The sequence below is a fragment of the Rahnella bruchi genome, assembly GCF_003614975.1.
GTDB lineage: Bacteria > Pseudomonadota > Gammaproteobacteria > Enterobacterales > Enterobacteriaceae > Rahnella > Rahnella bruchi.
The window spans coordinates 984,327-1,002,832 of record NZ_QZWI01000001.1; the positions used below are offsets into that span (position 1 = coordinate 984,327).

At 52.7% G+C, this 18,506-nt stretch carries 14 protein-coding genes; 1 reads left to right on the plus strand and 13 read right to left on the minus strand.

The annotated features are described in order from the left end of the window. Positions 1 to 50: 50 nt before the first annotated feature. Together serA and rpiA are read right to left on the minus strand one after the other, a co-directional pair. On the minus strand, positions 51 to 1,289 hold the full coding sequence (serA, locus tag D5398_RS04725) for a phosphoglycerate dehydrogenase (RefSeq protein ID WP_120506536.1): 1,239 nt from the start codon (positions 1,287 to 1,289) through the stop codon (positions 51 to 53). 336 nt (positions 1,290 to 1,625) lie between these two features. Further along, on the minus strand, positions 1,626 to 2,288 hold the full coding sequence (gene rpiA, locus D5398_RS04730; RefSeq protein WP_013576792.1) for a ribose-5-phosphate isomerase RpiA: 663 nt from the start codon (positions 2,286 to 2,288) through the stop codon (positions 1,626 to 1,628). A 227-nt stretch (positions 2,289 to 2,515) separates the two neighbouring features. On the opposite strand from rpiA, the gene D5398_RS04735 reads away from it, so the two are divergent. Continuing rightward, the gene (locus D5398_RS04735) at positions 2,516 to 3,418 is read left to right on the plus strand and encodes a LysR family transcriptional regulator ArgP (protein WP_013576793.1); all 903 of its coding nucleotides are present in this window, start codon (positions 2,516 to 2,518) and stop codon (positions 3,416 to 3,418) included. Between the two features lie 139 nt (positions 3,419 to 3,557). Here the strand turns inward: D5398_RS04735 and D5398_RS04740 are convergent, their stop codons facing one another. The 11 genes from D5398_RS04740 to tkt all read right to left on the minus strand — a co-directional run bounded on the left by D5398_RS04740 (position 3,558) and on the right by tkt (position 18,371). Further along, positions 3,558 to 4,298 (minus strand): oxidative stress defense protein, encoded by a 741-nt coding sequence (locus tag D5398_RS04740; RefSeq protein WP_120506537.1) that lies wholly within the window; start codon positions 4,296 to 4,298, stop codon positions 3,558 to 3,560. Between the two features lie 104 nt (positions 4,299 to 4,402). After that, complete coding sequence (gene argO, locus D5398_RS04745; RefSeq protein WP_120506538.1) at positions 4,403 to 5,020, minus strand: arginine exporter ArgO; 618 nt, start codon at positions 5,018 to 5,020, stop codon at positions 4,403 to 4,405. Between the two features lie 195 nt (positions 5,021 to 5,215). Beyond that, positions 5,216 to 6,103 (minus strand): small-conductance mechanosensitive channel MscS, encoded by an 888-nt coding sequence (gene mscS / locus D5398_RS04750; protein WP_120506539.1) that lies wholly within the window; start codon positions 6,101 to 6,103, stop codon positions 5,216 to 5,218. 135 nt (positions 6,104 to 6,238) lie between these two features. Further along, the gene (locus D5398_RS04755) at positions 6,239 to 7,507 is read right to left on the minus strand and encodes an MFS transporter (RefSeq protein ID WP_120506540.1); all 1,269 of its coding nucleotides are present in this window, start codon (positions 7,505 to 7,507) and stop codon (positions 6,239 to 6,241) included. Between the two features lie 58 nt (positions 7,508 to 7,565). Continuing rightward, on the minus strand, positions 7,566 to 10,664 hold the full coding sequence (locus D5398_RS04760; RefSeq protein ID WP_120506541.1) for a beta-galactosidase: 3,099 nt from the start codon (positions 10,662 to 10,664) through the stop codon (positions 7,566 to 7,568). Between the two features lie 134 nt (positions 10,665 to 10,798). Continuing rightward, positions 10,799 to 11,881, minus strand: coding sequence for a LacI family DNA-binding transcriptional regulator (locus D5398_RS04765; protein WP_120506542.1), 1,083 nt, complete (start codon positions 11,879 to 11,881; stop codon positions 10,799 to 10,801). Positions 11,882 to 11,905: 24 nt separating this feature from the next. Continuing rightward, positions 11,906 to 12,286 carry a lysozyme inhibitor LprI family protein gene (locus D5398_RS04770; protein WP_120506543.1) on the minus strand — a complete coding sequence of 127 codons (381 nt, stop codon included), beginning with the start codon at positions 12,284 to 12,286 and terminating at the stop codon, positions 11,906 to 11,908. A gap of 133 nt (positions 12,287 to 12,419) precedes the next feature. After that, positions 12,420 to 13,499 (minus strand): class II fructose-bisphosphate aldolase, encoded by a 1,080-nt coding sequence (fbaA, locus tag D5398_RS04775; protein WP_056773197.1) that lies wholly within the window; start codon positions 13,497 to 13,499, stop codon positions 12,420 to 12,422. A gap of 129 nt (positions 13,500 to 13,628) precedes the next feature. Beyond that, entirely contained in the window at positions 13,629 to 14,792 is a 1,164-nt protein-coding gene (gene pgk / locus D5398_RS04780) for a phosphoglycerate kinase (protein WP_120506544.1), read from the minus strand. Between the two features lie 72 nt (positions 14,793 to 14,864). Then, complete coding sequence (epd, locus tag D5398_RS04785; protein ID WP_120506545.1) at positions 14,865 to 15,881, minus strand: erythrose-4-phosphate dehydrogenase; 1,017 nt, start codon at positions 15,879 to 15,881, stop codon at positions 14,865 to 14,867. Positions 15,882 to 16,376: 495 nt separating this feature from the next. Then, positions 16,377 to 18,371, minus strand: a complete 1,995-nt coding sequence (gene tkt, locus D5398_RS04790; RefSeq protein WP_120506546.1) for a transketolase — start codon at positions 18,369 to 18,371, stop codon at positions 16,377 to 16,379. Positions 18,372 to 18,506: the final 135 nt, after the last annotated feature.

Sequence of the window (18,506 nt, forward strand, 5' to 3'; positions counted from 1 at the left end):
CAAACAAAAAAACCGCCTTTCGGCGGCTTTGTTATTTACGGCTGATACGATCAGTAAAGCAGACGTGCGCGGATGGTGCCCGGAATGGCCTTCATCAGTTGCAGCGCGGTAGTCAGCGTATTGATATCCGTTTCTGCGTCGATGACCACATAACCGATTTCAGGGCTGGTTTGCAGGTACTGTGCCGCAATGTTGATGCCTTGCTCCGCGAAAATCTGGTTGATGCTGGTCAGCACGCCCGGACGGTTTTCGTGAATATGCAGCAAACGGCTGGCTTTCTCGGTATGCGCTGGCAAAGAGGCTTCCGGGAAGTTAACCGCTGACAGCGTTGAACCGTTGTCTGAGTATTTTGCCAGTTTACCTGCCACTTCCAGACCAATACCTTCCTGCGCTTCCATCGTAGAACCGCCGATGTGTGGCGTCAGCAATACATTATCGAATTCACACAGCGGAGAAATGAAGGGATCGCTGTTGGTTGCTGGTTCTTCCGGGAAGACATCGATTGCCGCACCGGAAAGATGCTTGCTGCGCAGTGCGTTGCACAGGGCAGCAATGTCGATGACCGTACCGCGTGAGGCGTTGATCAGCAGTGCGCCCGGCTTCATTTGCGCCAGCTGCACTTCAGAAATCATGTCTTTGGTGCTCAGGGTTTCCGGCACGTGCAGCGTAACGACGTCGCTGGTGCTGAGCAGTTCTTCCAGAGTAGCAATCGGCTGTGCGTTGCCCAAAGGCAGTTTACTTTCGATGTCATAATAGAAGACGCGCATTCCCAGGCTTTCCGCCAGGATCCCCAGCTGCGTACCGATGTGGCCGTAACCGATAATCCCCAGACGTTTACCACGCGCTTCGAAGGAGCCGACCGCCAGTTTGTTCCAGATACCGCGGTGCGCTTTGGCGTTGGCTTCAGGAATACCACGCATCATCAGCAGCATTTCGCCCAGCACCATTTCGGCAACCGAACGGGTATTAGAGAACGGTGCATTGAAGACCGGAATACCGCGGCGCGTCGCGGCTTTCAGATCAACCTGATTAGTCCCGATACAGAAACACCCAACAGCTATCAGTTTTTCGGCTGCCTGGAACACTTCTTCAGTCAGCTGAGTACGCGATCGGAGTCCAACAAAGTGCGCATCACGGATCGATTCTTTCAGCGACTCCGTATCTAAAGCACCTTTGTGAAATTCAATATTGGTGTAACCCGCGGCACGGAGTGTATCAACCGCACTTTGGTGGACGCCTTCCACTAACAAAAATTTAATCTTGTCTTTCTCAAGTGATACTTTTGCCATTTCCCGACCCTATATTTTACTGGCTGAATTCGAACTGCTAGGTGACTGCTCAGTCAACATAACAAAAAATTCGCCATCATCAATACAAACGATTGCCTGCCCCGTAGCAGAAGGCTCACTTCGCCTGATGGTTTTCAGCATTTCGTGCTGGTTAGAATTTATGGAGCCAGACGTTCAGGAGGAGAATGTTAGGAATGTGACATAAGTCACCAAATTAAGGCTTTTGAAGAAAAGATGATTCATCCAGAAAATTATCATCTTCATAACATTGCGTTATGACAGGAGTGTGTCTGGCTGCTTTTCTATGAGCAGCCAGATCTTCTGCTTATCGCTGGCTTATTTCAGCTTAACAGTTTTAACGCCTTCAGAAGTGCCGACCAGCGCCACGTCAGCGCCACGGTTGGCAAACAGGCCGACAGTCACCACACCGGCAATACTGTTGATCTTATTTTCCATCGCAACAGCATCCAGAATATTCAGGTTATGCACATCCAGGATCACGTTGCCGTTGTCGGTCAGCACATTCTGACGGTATTCCGGCAGACCGCCCAGTTTCACCAGTTCACGCGCCACATAAGAACGCGCCATCGGGATCACTTCCACCGGCAGCGGGAATTTACCCAGCACATCAACCTGCTTGGAAGCATCCACGATACAGATGAATTTTTTGGCAATCGCCGCAATGATTTTTTCGCGGGTCAGCGCTGCGCCACCGCCTTTAATCATCTGCATTGAGCCGTTGATTTCATCAGCGCCATCGACATACACATCCAGCGAATCCACTTCGTTGCTGTCGAAAACGTGAATACCTAAACTTTTCAGTTTCGCGGTAGAGGCGTCGGAACTGGAAACCGCGCCTTCAATCTGGCCTTTGATGGAACCCAGTGCGTCAATGAAATGTGCGGCTGTGGATCCAGTGCCGACACCGACAATGGTGCCCGGCGTGACGTAATCCAGTGCGGCCCAGCCGACTGCTTTTTTCAATTCTTCCTGCGTCATAATGGCTTCTCTGTCTGATAACACGAAAGTGGCGTGAATGCTTCGATGGAACGAATAGTGGCGGTGATTATAAAGCATGTGCCGACAATTTGGATAAGCAACACCGCAGCCAGATCACACTTATTAAGTGCAATTGTGCTGCAAACACAAAGATTTTCCTCACCACAAATCCTGACAATCTGTGGCATAGTGTTCGGATAAAATTAAATCTAAGGGACAGAACTCCGATGAAACGCCCGGACTATAGAACGCTGCAGGCACTGGATGCGGTGATCCGCGAGCGCGGTTTTGAGCGCGCAGCACAGAAGCTTTGCATCACTCAATCGGCGGTCTCTCAGCGCATTAAACAACTGGAAAATTTGTTCGGCCAGCCTTTGCTGGTGCGTACTGTACCGCCCCGTCCGACCGAACAGGGTCAGAAATTACTCGCATTGCTGCATCAGGTGGAACTGCTGGAAGAAGAGTGGCTGGGCAGTGACAGCAATAATGAAAGCAACGATACGCCATTGCTGCTTTCGCTGGCGGTCAACGCCGACAGTCTGGCGACCTGGCTGTTACCAGCGCTGAAATCGGTGCTGGTCGATTCGCCTATCCGTCTGAATTTGCAGGTCGAAGATGAAACGCGCACGCAGGAACGTCTGCGTCGCGGCGAAGTGGTCGGTGCGGTGAGTATTCAGCCACAGCCGCTGCCGAGTTGTCTGGTGGATCAGCTTGGCGCGCTGGACTATTTATTTGTCGGTTCCAAACCGTTTGCCGATCGCTATTTCCCGAATGGTGTCACCCGCTCCGCCTTGCTGAAAGCACCAGCGGTGGCGTTTGACCATCTGGATGATATGCACCAGGCCTTTCTGCAACAGAACTTCGATCTGTCGCCGGGCAGCGTTCCGTGTCATATCGTTAACTCGTCGGAAGCCTTCGTGCAGCTGGCCCGTCAGGGCACCACCTGTTGTATGATCCCGCATTTACAGATTGAGAAAGAGCTGGAAAGCGGTGAACTGATTGACCTGACACCCGGCCTGTTCCAGCGTCGTATGCTTTACTGGCATCGGTTTGCGCCGGAAAGCCGCATGATGCGTAAAGTTACCGACGCGCTGATCGCCCACGGCCATCAGGTATTGCGTCAGGACTGATAAAAATTTCCGGTGTGAAAAGCGGCGCTTACCTGCTTTTCTCCCGGACCATCTCGAGCAATGCCCGCAGTGCCGCAGGCACATGTCCACAAACAAAAAACCCGCCGGAGCGGGTTTTTTCATTATGACGGCGTCATTTTTACTGCGCGGGTGCCGGAGCCTGCGGCTGCAATTCGAACACCACATCGACCTGATCGTCGAAGTGAATGCTTTGCTGCTCGTAAGTCTGTGCGACATCGCTCTGACCTGCGGCTTCGGCGGTTTTATACATCCGCGCCACCGGCATAGGCTGATAGTTGGCTACGTGATAGCGAATGCTGTAAACCGGCCCCAGTTTGGTGTGGAAACCTTCGGCCAGAGATTTTGCCTGCTGCGTGGCGTTTTCAATCGCTTTCTGACGTGCTTCATCACGGAATTTATCCGGATTTGCCACGCCCAGTTCAACCGCACGCACTTCATTCAGACCTGATTTCAGTGCGCCATCCAGAAGCTCGTTCAGTTTGTCCAGCTGACGCAATGTCACCTGAACCTGACGCACGGCACGATAGCCTTTCAGCTGTGAGGTACCGTCTTTCAGGTAGTTATATTCCGGCTGAGTGCGCAGGTTGGCCGCATTGATATCTTTCTTCTCAATGCCGTTTTTTTGCAGGAAAGCAAAATATTCCGCGACGCGCTCATCGGCCTGTTTCTTGGCGCTGGCTGAATCATTCGCCGACACGCTGACTTCAATTGCCAGCGTCGCGATATCCGGCGTTGCATCAACGCTCGCCGTGCCTGACGTCACCACATGCGGCCCGGCAGGTAATTCCGCCGCTTGCAACGCCAAAGGTAATGTCCCTAATCCCAACATCGCTGCTACAGCTAATGCTTTCAGTTTCACAGTGCCTCCATTAATCATCAAAGATCTGGCAATAGATAGGTCAAAACAATCTGCGAAACCGTAGCATAATCCGTTACAACTGAAACTAAGATTAGTGACAAAACTTAAAATACGCCGGTCTGACGCGCCAATTGTACGGCAATGCCCCACATAATCGTGCCAACGATAAAGTTGATGACCCGCTGCACTTTGCCGGTATTCAGCCACGGCGCCAGCATGGCGGCGAGAATAGCCAGCCCGAAGAACCAAATGACGGAAGCACTGACCGCACCGAGCGCAAACCACGAACGCTCATCGTGACTCAGGCTGCCGCCGAGACTCCCCAGCACCACAAAGGTATCCAGATAAACATGCGGATTCAGCCAGGTGACCGCCAGCATACTGACGACGATTTTCCAGCGGCTTTGTTTCGCCACTTCCGCCTGCGCCAGTTCGGGATTTTTACTGAATGCCGTGCGAAACGCACCCCAGCCATACCAGAGTAAAAATGCCACACCGCCCCAGCTCACCAGTAACAGCAACATAGGGGATTTGCTCAGCAGCGCGCTGCCGCCAAAAATGCCGCCGCAGATCAGCGCGATGTCGCTCAGCGCGCATAATCCGGCAATCATCAGGTGATACTGACGGCGAATGCCCTGATTCATTACAAACGCATTCTGCGGGCCAATCGGTAAAATCATTGCGGCGCTCATCGCCAGTCCTTGCAGGAAAATAGCCAGCACGGGATATCCTTCAGAGAGTTGATAACAGAAAGTGGATAACAGAGATTGCGCGCAGTGTAAGGGCTTTTCTGGCATAAGAGGAAATGGATATTTCTAATCGCTCATTAGACTGGCTTATAAACACAAATCGTCAATCTGCGGCATAAAAAAAGCGCCCGCAGGCGCCTCTGAAAATCTGGATCCGGCAAGAATCGGTTACTCGAACGAGCGTCGTTCTTCCTGCTGGTTGTCTGCCGCATTCGCCACCTGATAAAGGTGAACATCCATTTGCGGGTAAGCAATATTGATTTTGTTTTTATCCAGGGCGCGCTTGAACGATTCCAGCAGATCCCATTTCACGTTCTGCGCATCGCCGTTGTTGGTCCATGCGTACACGATAAAATTCAGGGTAGACGCTGCCATTTCGTTCAGACGAACCACGACATCTTTATCTTTCAAAACGCGCGGATCGGCAGAAACGATCTCGGTCAGAAGTTGCTTGACCAGATCGATGTCAGAGTCATAACCCACGCCAATGGTCAGGTCGATACGACTGGTCGGTTCGCGGGAGTTGTTGATGATATTGCCGGCGATGATTTTTCCGTTTGGCACCACAATGATTTTGTTGTCAGGCGTACGCAGGGTGGTCGAGAAAATTTGCACCTGAGTGACCGTACCGGCTACACCACCGAGATCAACATACTCACCGGCGCGGAACGGACGGAAGATCACCAGCAAAACGCCTGCTGCAAAGTTAGAAAGCGACCCCTGTAATGCCAGACCAACGGCCAGACCGGCGGCACCGATGACCGCAATCACGGACGTGGTTTGCACGCCAATTCGCCCCAGAACCGCAATCAGCGTGAACGCGATAATCGCGTAACGCACCATAGCGGAAAGGAAATCGGAAACTGTGATATCAATGCCACGAATTTTTAAGACCCGGCTGACGGCACCGGAGACGGCACGGGCGATAATCATACCGATAATCAGAATGAAAATAGCAGCCACAATATTCACAGCATAATGAAGCAGTAACGCCTGGTTTCTCACCAGCCAGTTGCCAGCATTATTAATGCTGCCCACAACTTTTAAATCATCCATTTAAAGTACCTCAAAATTACACCCTGACGGGCTGTAAGAAAACAAAACTGCCCGACGAGGCGGGCAGCAAGTGTGCTTTAAGGTTAACTAACAAAGTCATGAAGTGCCAATTCTGCACGAAAGACTTCCGGTGAATTAAGAATTCGCGTGGCTGTTTTTTAACGTTTCCGCAGTTTTGAATGCCTGAAGAGGTCCGCGGCCACTCAGCGTGAAAGCTGAGATTATCGTGAAGGTCAGTGCCACCAGACCAAGGATCAGATAGGTTCCGTGGAAACCGATGCGGTCATACATGTTCCCGGCAAAGACGGACATAAACATGATCGCCACCTGTTTGAAGAAGCAGAATGTGACCAGATAAATCGTCGCGGAGAACCGTACTTCAAACACTGATGTGATGTATTTGAAACAGCCCACAATCAGGAAAGGTATTTCAAACATATGCAGCGTTTTCAGCACCACCACTTCCAGTGGCGTTGAAGCAAATGAAGAACCGATGATGCGCACTGACATAATCATCCCGGCCAGCAGCAACGCATTCTTGCCACCAATACGGTTCACAATCAGCGGCGCGAAGAACATGATGCAGGCGTTGAGCAATTCACCCATCGTGGTCACATAGCCAAAGACCCTGGTTCCTTCGGAAGATGATGAGAAGAACGAGGTAAAGAAGTTGGCAAATTGCTGGTCGAATACGTCATAAGTGCAGGAAACACCAATCACGTACAGCGCCAGGAACCACAGTTTTTTGTCTTTCAGCAGTTCGAGCGCAAGTTTGAGATTGAAGGGTTTGGAGTTGGCTCCCAGTTCATTGGCCACGCGGGCGCTCGACGTGACTTCCGGTTTGGCGATCAGCAACAGAATGGCGAGGATCACCGCACAGCCGGAGCCGAGCCAGAACACGAATTCGTTGTTGATGGTAAACATGATGCCGACCACTGACGCACACAGTGCCCAGCCGACACAACCAAACATTCGCGCACGACCAAATTCAAAGCTGCTGCGGCGGCTGACTTTTTCGATGTAGGCCTCAATGGCTGGCGCACCGGCGTTGTAAATCAGACCGAGATAAATTCCGCCGACCACTGATCCCAGATAAATGTTTATCTTCAGCAACGGGCCAAACACGTAGATAAAGAATGGCGCGAACAAAACCAGCATGCCGGTGATGATCCACAGCAAATGCTTTTTCAGCCCCAGTTTATCGGCCAGTAAACCAAACACCGGCTGGAACATTAGCGAGAATAACGAAATGCTGGCGAAGATAATGCCGGTGTCGCTTTTACTGATGTGATTGATGTCATGGAGCCAGATCGGGAAGAACGGGAAGTAGGCGCCCATGATGAAAAAGTAAAAGAAGAAGAACAGCCCGAACATCCAAAAGTTAGTATTTTTCAGGTAATACATAAGCAGTTTCCTTACGTCTGAATGTCGCGCCGTGGCAAAATCGCCACGGCGCAGGCGGTCAGGCACGTTTCCAGGTGAACGAATAATGGTACTGACCGGCAGTCAGCAGGAAGTCCGGACTGACGCTCGGGCTCCATGAGTCATCGCCGCCGACGCCCATATGGAAGCCGTCGATGTTCAGCCAGGTGCCCTCTTCTTCACGCAACAAATGACGATGAGGGGTATCCGTCAGCTGTTGCAGGCTGTAGCGGCTCAGGCCAAAGTGGAAATTACCTCGCAGTTTCCAGCCCGCGTAATCCAGCTCGCGTGTCTCACCGCGCAGGCCGTTTTCGGTCGGGAAAACGTACGGCGTATAGAGTTCCGCCAGCGGCAGGGTCCAGCGTCCGTGTTGCGCGGCCAATCGGCGATCCGGATAGTTTTCGTGTGGCCCCAGCCCCAGCCAGCTGACGTTTTCTGCGGTTTCCGCCAGCTGACAGGTCAGACCGATGCGCCCCGGCGACGGCACGTTGGATGCCACACGGACATCGGCGCTGATATGCAGCTCACCCTGATTATCGATGCGGAAAATTTTGCGACTCAGCAGACGCGTTTCCTCACCCGCCATAAACGCGTGCGTGGTAATGATCACCACGCCGTCCTGTAACTGATCGGCGGAGATATTCAGCAGACGCGATTCCAGCTGATACATTCCGGCGGCTTTCCAGCGTTCCACCCAGGCATTGGGGTCAATGCGCGTCACTTCGCTGACACCGATATCGTTATCCACCGGCGCACGGACAAACTGATCGCGAAGTGCAGAAAGCAGACGCGGCGTTTTGCCATCGAACCACTGTTCCAGCTGCCCGCTCTGCTGACTGAACTGCCAGCGCTGCGCGCCATGCACGACAGAAATCAGGTCACCCTGTTGATCCAGAACCGGCGCAGCAGCGGAGATTTTCTCCGGAACCGGCAGGCTCAGCGGCTGTGGCAATTGCCATTGATCCCAGGCGCTGCGGTGTCCGGCTTCTGACCACGCGGTCGCCTGCGGCTGATGCACCGCAACGTTCAGCCATAAATCGCCTTCTGACTGCGAAATGGCTCCCAGCTCCATTATCTGCCTGCCATTTGGCGCGATATTCAGTACCGCTTCGCCCTCAGAAATGACGTCTCCGTCACGTTCAATACGCCAGACCAGCTGTTCGTTATCGCTGTGACGGAACAGATACTCACTGTGAATTTCCAGCGTCAGCGGCGAGGTGCCAGTCAGCGAGAACTGGAAGAATTGCTGTGCGCGCTGTGCTTCAAACAAGGACGGATGCGGCGTGCGGTCGGCAAACACCAGACCGTTCATACAGAACTGGCGGTCGTTTGGCGTATCGCCAAAATCACCGCCGTAGGCCATATAACGCTCCCCGTCTTCGCCGGTACGCAGCAGACTTTGATCTACCCAGTCCCAGACAAAACCGCCCTGTAAACGCGGGAACTGACGGAACGCTTTCCAGTATTTATCGAAGCCGCCGAAGCTGTTGCCCATGGCATGGGCGTATTCGCAGAGGATCAGCGGGCGTGTTTCGCCCGGCATGCTGATCCACTTTTTGATCGACCATTTTGGTACGGCCGGGAAAGGCTGGTCCTGTTCGACGCGGGAATACATCGGGCAGATAATGTCGGTTGCTGCACTGTTAGCGCCGCCGCCTTCGTACTGCACCGGGCGCGTCGGATCAACGGATTTAATCCAGCAGTACAGCGCGTCATGATTCGCGCCATGCCCGGATTCGTTGCCCAGCGACCAGATGATGATGCACGGATGGTTGCGGTCGCGCTGGACCATACGCGTTACGCGTTCGCTGAAAGCGTTGAACCATACCGGATCGTCAGACAGACGGTTCATTGGCTGCATGCCGTGGGTTTCGATATTGGCTTCATCGACCACATACAGGCCGTATTCATCGCAAAGTTTGTACCACAGCGGATGGTTCGGATAATGCGAGCAGCGCACGGCGTTGAAGTTGTGCTGTTTCATCAGCACGATGTCACGACGCATTGTCGCCTCATCCATCACCTGACCGTTTTCAGGATGATGCTCATGACGGTTAGTGCCGCGGATCAGCACCGGCTGACCGTTCACTTTCAGCAGGCCGTTGCTGATTTCCACCTGACGGAAACCGACGTCGCAGGCTTCGGCTTCAATAAGCTGCCCTTGCGGAGAAATCAGGGTAATCACTGCGCGGTAAAGAGCGGGTTGTTCTGCGCTCCACAATGAGGGCTTACTCACCGGAAGACGCAGCGTGGTACGGTCAAATGCCGATCCGCGTTCATCAATAATTTCGCTGCCAAGCGATTGCTGATGTTCCGCGACCGGTTCATCGCCCTGCCAGAGCTGGACGCGCACCTGATATTCGGTGGCGTTTTCCTGCGGCACCGCGGCGCTGACCTGCACTTCCAGTTCGGCCTGCGTGAAGCTATGGAACAGATGCGTGCGCACCTGTAAGTCGGTGATTTGCTCAGCCGGTTTATGCAGCAGGGTGACATCGCGGAAAATTCCGCTCATACGCCACATATCCTGATCTTCCAGATAGCTGCCATCGCTCCAGCGCAGCACCATCACCGCCAGACGGTTTTCACCGGCGTGCAGCACATGACTGAGATCGAATTCTGCCGGTAAACGGCTGTCCTGCGAATAACCTATCCACTGACCGTTACACCACAGATAGAACGCGGAGTTCACGCCGTTAAACACGATGCGCGTCTGTCCGCTGCTCAGCCAGTCATCATCCACAGAGACTGTGAGCGAGTAACAACCGGTAGGGTTTTCTTCTGGCACAAACGGCGGATTGACCGGGATCGGATACTGAACGTTGGTATAAACAGGCGCGTCATAGCCTGCCAGTTGCCAGTTCGACGGCACCTGCACGCGGTCTGCATCAGCCAGATCCTGTTGCAACCATTGTTCAGGCACTGCTTCGGGACGGGTAAAATAGCTGAACACCCACTCGCCATTGAGGCTGCGGAAGTTTTCTGAAGGCTTATCTTCTCTGGCTTTCTGCGCATCACGCCAGCTGCTGAATGGCGGATGCGCGGGTAATCTGTTGCACTGCGTCGAGGCAGGTTTTTCCCAGTCACGGCGGGCCAGAACGACGGCCAGCGATGATAATTTATCTTCCGCTGATGGATTCATAATATCTCCCCGGTAAATTGTTATGCGCTCACAATATTATAAACATGCGTAACCGGAGAGAGTAAGTAAAGCAGAGGGATGCCGGAAAGGGACGCGGATCACAAATTCCGCGTCACAGGATCGTTAAAAGAGGATCACAGCGCGCTGAGCTGACGCGCGATGCGGATCAGTTCCTGAGATAAGGTTTCCTGCGACACATTTTCTGCGCCGGGTGTGGCCGTTGTGTGGCGCTCGACCAGAGAAGTGGGCAGCAACAGCGAGGGCTGCTGATGATCGCCATGTGTATGCAGATGGCCGACAAGCCGGTTGATACTTTCGTAACCGAGCTGGCGGAAATCCTGCTTGATGGTGGTCAGCGGCGGGAAGAAAAACGCGCTGTCTTCGGTATCGTCATAGCCAATCACCGAGATTTGCTCCGGCACGCGCAGGCCAAACTCATGGACAGCACGCAGCACGCCTAGCGCCATCTGGTCATTGGCCACCAGGATCGCCGTAGGCCGCACAGTCTCGCTGAGTAATAACAATGCCTGCTGGTAACCGGAAGCGGCGCTCCAGTCGCCGTGCTGAACCGCACAGGGCGTAATATCACGTGTTGCCAGTGTATTCAGCCAGCCTTCATAACGTAAGCGCGCAGAGATGGATTCCAGCGGGCCGGTCAGCACCGCGATTTGCCGATGCCCAAGCGCCAGCAAATGTTCCACGCCCTGCTCCGCCCCGCAGTGCGGATCGAACAGAATTTTGAAAACGTCGGCCTGCGGATCCACATCCAGAAACAACGCCGGTAAATTGCCACAAAGCTGCGCAATTGCGCCAGCATCGTCATTCGACAGCGGCACGTTAATCAGTACGCCATCCACCCGCTGCGACATCAGTTCGTTCACCGCCGTGCGACAGGCGGTCAGACTCAGGTTATCAATCATCGAAATCACGACGTTGAAACCTAACTGGTTAGCACGGGTTTTCATCGCCGAGGCAATTTGTGAAGGGGCATGCAGCGCCAGTTCTGTGGTTGCGAGACCCAGCGTATAGCTTTGCTTACCGGCCAGTTGCTGGGCCACACGATTCGGCACGTAGTTCAGCGCAGCCATCGCCTGTTCCACTTTATCACGCGTCTTCGACGAGACATGCGCCGCCTGATTCAGTACGCGCGAAACGGTCTGATAGGACACACCCGCGTGGCGCGCGACATCATCAAGGGTGACAGATTTTGGCTTCATGGCTCTCTACCTTCAGACTTCATGTTAAGGACAGCTTAAGTCGCCTTCTTCGCAGTGCAGAATGTCATTAATTTCTTTGGTGCGCTGCTCGGTTTTTTGTTGCAGACAGCCTGAATAAATCATTGGCTGGACAGAGCCCCCGTCAACGCCGGAAGACATAAAGGCGCAGTCGCTATCACGAAATGCAATCCAGCTGCGCTGGGCTGCTTTGAATTTGGTTTGCTGCTCCGGCGTAAGTTGCGCCATTTTTTGTTTGTAGGCCTGATTTAACAACACATCGCTGCGCTTGAAATCCTGTCCGGCACAGATATTCATATCTATCTGCGTCGTGGCATTTTTACAATCAACTTCAGCAGCATGAACGAACGGTGTCAGGGCAAATAACGCGAACAAAGCTATACGCATAATTTTCTCCGCCAGGGGCGTTTCCGTTAACAGGACTGACATTGTGAAGATAAAACGGGCAATAAAAAAGGGGCCGAAGCCCCTTTGACGATTATCCTCACATTCCGGTGGTCAAGCACCGGAAGCGTAAGAATTACAGTACGTCGATTGCGTTCAGTTCTTTGAATGCAAGTTCCAGGCGAGTCACCATGGAAGACTGAGCAGAACGCAGCCATACGCGCGGGTCATAGAATTTCTTGTTAGGTTTGTCCGCGCCTTCCGGGTTACCCAACTGACCTTGCAGGTAAGCTTCGTTTTTCTTGTAGAACTGCAGGATACCATCCCAGTTAGCCCACTGGGTGTCGGTATCGATGTTCATTTTGATAACACCGTAGCCTACAGATTCTTTGATTTCTGCTGCAGTAGAACCGGAACCGCCGTGGAATACGAAGTTCAGGCTGTTGTGTGGCAGGTTGTGTTTCTTGCAAACGTATTCCTGAGAATCGCGCAGGATCGTTGGAGTCAGTTTAACGTTACCTGGTTTGTAGACACCGTGTACGTTACCGAATGACGCAGCGATAGTGAAACGCGGGCTGATTGCGTTCAGTTTTTCGTATGCGTAATCAACGTCTTGTGGCTGAGTGTACAGTGCTGATGCGTCCATATGGCTGTTGTCCACGCCATCTTCTTCACCGCCGGTGCAACCCAGTTCGATTTCCAGAGTCATGTCGAGTTTTGCCATGCGAGCTAAGTACTTGCTGCAAATTTCGATGTTTTCTTCCAGAGATTCTTCAGACAGGTCGATCATGTGTGAAGAGAACAGTGGTTTACCGGTTTTGGCGAAGTGAGCTTCACCCGCGTCCAGCAGACCGTCGATCCATGGCAGCAGTTTTTTCGCGCAGTGGTCGGTGTGCAGGATAACTGGCACGCCGTAATGTTCTGCCATCTGGTGCACGTGATGCGCGCCAGAGATTGCGCCCAGGATTGCCGCGCCTTGTGGCACGTCAGTTTTCAGGCCTTTACCCGCGATGAACGCAGCGCCACCGTTAGAGAACTGAACGATAACCGGTGAACGGACTTTCGCAGCAGCTTCGAGAACGGCGTTGATAGAGTCGGTGCCTACGCAGTTAACCGCTGGCAGAGCAAATTTGTTTTCTTTAGCAATAGCGAAAACTTTCTGTACATCATCACCAGTGATAACGCCTGGTTTTACGAAATCAAAAATTTTAGACATAGTTCTTTGTCCTGTATTCGTCGGCCGTAGATGGATTGAATCGGTTTGCTATGTCGCGCGAGTTCCACTGTGCAGCCCCTCGCGCGGCAAAGAAGAACAGGAAGCCGCTGGCTCCCCGCTCAGGGTTCATTACTTCTTAGCACGCTCTTCCAGCATCACAACCGCTGGCAGTGCTTTCCCTTCAACGAATTCCAGGAATGCGCCACCGCCAGTAGAGATATAGGAAATTTTGTCAGCGATACCGAACAGGTCGATCGCTGCAAGAGTGTCGCCGCCGCCTGCGATAGAGAAACCTTCGCTGTCAGCAATAGCCTGCGCCACAATCTCAGTCCCTTTACGGAAGTTAGGGAACTCGAACACGCCTACAGGACCATTCCATAGAATGGTTTTAGCGTTTTTAATGATCTCAGCCAGGCGATATGCAGACTCGTCGCCCATGTCGAGAATTTGTTCGTCATCTTTGATGTCTTTTACAGACTTCACAGTGGCAGTTGCAGTTTCGGAGAACTCAGTGGCCACGCGAACATCTGTAGGAACAGGAATGTCGCAGGTTTCCAGCAATTTGCTTGCTGTGCCTACCAGGTCTGCTTCGTACAGGGATTTACCGACGTTGTTGCCTTGAGCAGCCACGAAGGTGTTCGCAATACCACCGCCAACAATCAGCTGGTCAGCAATTTTGGACAGGGAATCCAGAACGGTCAGTTTGGTAGAAACTTTAGAACCACCCACGATAGCAACCATCGGACGAGCCGGGTTACCCAGCGCTTTACCCAGTGCTTCCAGTTCTGCTGACAGCAGCGGACCCGCACAAGCGATTGGAGCAAATTTGCCCACGCCATGAGTAGAAGCCTGCGCACGGTGCGCAGTACCGAATGCGTCCATTACATAGATGTCACACAGGGCAGCGTATTTTTTGGAAAGTGCTTCGTCGTCTTTCTTTTCGCCTTTGTTGAAGCGAACGTTTTCCAGAACAACCAGCTCGCCTTCGGCAACTTCAACGCCATCCAGATAGTCTTTAGCCAGACGTACAGGAGAAGACAGTTTGTCTTTCAGGTAGTTAACAACCGGCAGCAGAGAAAACTCTTCGTTATATTCGCCTTCAGTCGGACGACCCAGATGCGAGGTAACCATCACGCGTGCGCCTTGTTTCAGGGCAATTTCGATGGTTGGCAAAGAAGCGCGGATACGTGCATCTGAAGTTACTTTGCCATCTTTAACTGGCACGTTCAGATCGGCACGGATCAGTACGCGTTTACCCGCTAAATCCAGATCGCTCATCTTAATAACAGACATGGTGAATCCTCTCGTTGATTCTCTTTAAAGTTGCTTGAAGGCAATTTCGGCCAGAAGGCCGGAACAGCCGTACTAGAAACCGCTAGCGGACATTGCCAATGTTGTATCCAACATTCGGTTGGCAAAACCCCACTCGTTATCGCACCAGACCAGTGTTTTTATCAGGTGCTTTCCACTTACCCGCGTCTGCGTTCCATCTACGATGGCGCTGTGGGGATCGTGGTTAAAATCTGTCGAGACTAATGGTAGTTCGGTATAGTCAACTATACCACGAAAAGCGCCTGTTGCGGCCTTTTGCAGCAGCTGGTTCACCTCGTCTACCGTCACAGAACCCTCGACAAATACGCTCAGATCAATGGCTGTAACATTGATTGTCGGCACACGCACCGAGATCGCTTCAAAGCGATCGCAAAATTTTGGCATGATGCGCGTGATCCCTGCGGCCAGTTTGGTATCGACCGGAATAATGGACTGGCTGGCAGCGCGCGTACGGCGTAAATCCGCATGGTACGCATCGATTACCGGCTGGTCATTCATCGAAGAGTGGATGGTCGTTACCGTGCCGGACTCAATGCCAAAGGCATCGTCGAGCAGTTTGATCACAGGGATAATACAGTTGGTGGTGCAGGACGCATTGGACACAATGCGGTGCTGACGTTCGAGCAGATCGTGGTTCACACCGTAAACCACGGTGGCGTCAAGATCATGACCGCCTGGATGCGCGAACAGAATTTTTTTGGCTCCGGCCGCAAGCTGTGCTTCACCGTCTTCGCGACTGCCGTAAACGCCGGTGCAATCGAGCACCACGTCAATGCTCAGTTCGCCCCAGGGCAACTGGCTGGCATCAGACTGATGAAGTAAACGGATTGAATCATCGCCGACGTAAAGGTTCTCACCTTCCTGGCGGACATCCCAGGCGAAGCGCCCGTGGCTGGAGTCATATTTGAGCAGATGGGCCATGCCTTCAGGGCTGGCAATTTCATTGATGGCAATGACGGTGATTTCCGCCCGACGCCCGGATTCGTATAACGCGCGCAATACGCTACGGCCAATGCGACCAAAGCCATTAATTGCAATACGTATTGGCATACATCTCCCTGTTACACGGTTGTTACTCAATATCAGTAACACCTATAGTAATGCAGCGTGCGTTTACGGTGAATCACCATCGTCATCTGTCAGCACGATGCGTGCGGCAGAAAAATTTCAGTTTCCGGCACGATAACAACCTGGTGACGATGTTAAGCTCAAATAGCCCGACTGAAACGGTTCAGCTGAGAATAAACCAAACAATGAACAAAAGGAATAATTCGTCAGTCTCAGGCGCATTAATCGCGCCGAACGCTTAAAAAAACATCAGGCAATTCTGTGTATTCACAGTGATTTTACTTTTTCATCACCTTTTCGACAGTGATTATTCTCAAAAACCGACGGAATGAAACAGCGTCAGGATGCAGGGAGTTTAGCTGAGTCCGCACCTGAAGGGTTTGACCTGCGTCATTTCGCGAGAAACTGAGAACCTGCGCATGAAATTGCAGACGAAAAAAAAGCACCCGAAGGTGCTTTTGATTAAAAAAGGTCAGATTACTTCAGTAACGCCTGTGCCTGAGCAACAACGTTATCCACAGTGAAACCAAACTCTTTAAACAGCAGGTCTGCCGGAGCAGACTCACCGAAGCTGTGCATACCGACGATTGCGCCATTCAGGCCAACGTATTTAAACCAGTAATCCGCGATACCCGCTTCAACCGCAACACGTGCAGAAACGGCTTTCGGCAGTACGGATTCACGGTAAGCGGCATCCTGTTTGTCGAAAGCGTCAGTTGAAGGCATGGAAACCACGCGCACTTTGGTGCCAGCAACAGCCAGTTTATCGGCCGCTTCCACGGTGATACCCACTTCGGAACCGGTCGCGATCAGGATCACTTCCGGCGTACCGTCGCAATCTTTCAGCACATAACCACCGCGTGCCACGTTTGCCAGCTGTTCAGCGGTACGTGGTTGCTGGGTCAGGTTCTGACGGGAGAAGATCAGGGTAACCGGGCCATCGTTACGCTCAATCGCGTATTTCCATGCCACAGCAGATTCAACCTGATCCGCAGGACGCCAGGTGCTCATGTTTGGCGTAACGCGCAGGCTGGCGATTTGCTCAACAGGCTGGTGCGTCGGGCCGTCTTCGCCCAGACCGATGGAGTCATGGGTGTATACGAATACGTTGCGGATTTTCATCAGCGCAGCCATACGCACAGCGTTACGCGCGTATTCCACGAACATCAGGAAGGTCGCAGAGTACGGCAGGAAACCGCCGTGCAGCGCGATACCGTTGGTGATCGCCGTCATACCGAATTCACGCACGCCGTAATGGATGTAGTTACCCGCCTGATCGTCGCCGATAGACTTAGAACCAGACCACATGGTCAGGTTGCTTGGTGCCAGATCAGCGGAGCCGCCCAGGAATTCAGGCAACACTTTACCAAAAGCTTCCAGCGCATTCTGGGACGCTTTACGGCTGGCGATGTTTGCAGGGTTAGCCTGCAGCTGTTCGATGAATTTCTGTGCTTCGGTTTCCCAGTTCGCTGGCAGCTCGCCGTTCACACGACGTTTGAACTCTTTTGCCAGTTCAGGATGCGCTTTAGCGTAAGCATCGAACTTGTCGTTCCATGCAGCTTCTTTCGCTTTACCCGCTTCTTTTGCATCCCACTGAGCATAGATATCTTGCGGGATTTCAAACGCAGCGTATTTCCAGCCCAGAGCTTCGCGGGTTGCAGCAACTTCAGCAGCACCCAGCGCCGCGCCATGCACATCGTGAGTACCGGCTTTGTTCGGAGAACCGAAACCGATCACGGTTTTGCACATCAGCAGGGATGGCTTATCGGTCACTTTATGTGCTTCTTCGATAGCCGCTTTGATGGCGTCAGGATTGTGACCATCAACACCGCTGACTACGTGCCAGCCGTAAGCTTCGAAACGCTTAGCAGTATCATCAGTGAACCAGCCTTCTACGTGGCCGTCGATGGAGATACCGTTGTCATCATAAAACGCGGTCAGTTTGCCGAGCTTCATGGTACCGGCCAGAGAACACACTTCGTGAGAAATGCCTTCCATCATGCAGCCGTCGCCCAGGAATGTATAAGTCTGGTGATCGACGATGTCATGGCCTGGTTTGTTGAACTGCGCAGCCAGCGTACGTTCTGCAATAGCAAAACCAACGGCGTTCGCGATACCCTGCCCCAGCGGCCCCGTGGTGGTTTCAACGCCTGGAGTGTAGCCGTATTCAGGGTGACCCGGGGTTTTGGAATGCAGCTGACGGAAGTTTGCCAGTTCGCTCATCGGCAGATCATAGCCAGTGAGGTGCAGCAGGCTGTAAATCAGCATTGAACCATGGCCGTTGGACAGCACGAAGCGGTCGCGGTCAGCCCAGTGCGGGTTCGTCGGGTTATGGTTCAGGTAATCGCGCCACAACACTTCGGCAATGTCTGCCATGCCCATAGGGGCACCAGGGTGGCCGGAATTCGCTTTCTGCACGGCATCCATACTAAGTGCGCGAATAGCGTTCGCAAGCTCTTTACGAGAGGACATGTTCTACTCCAGGTCGGATTAAAAAAGCAGTCAAGAAAGTCATTTTCTCAGACTCGGCATTAAAACGGCAATCTCTAATCACTCTCGTGATTAAGTTCACAAAATCCGCTTTTAAATCAGTGCGTTTTTTCGGAC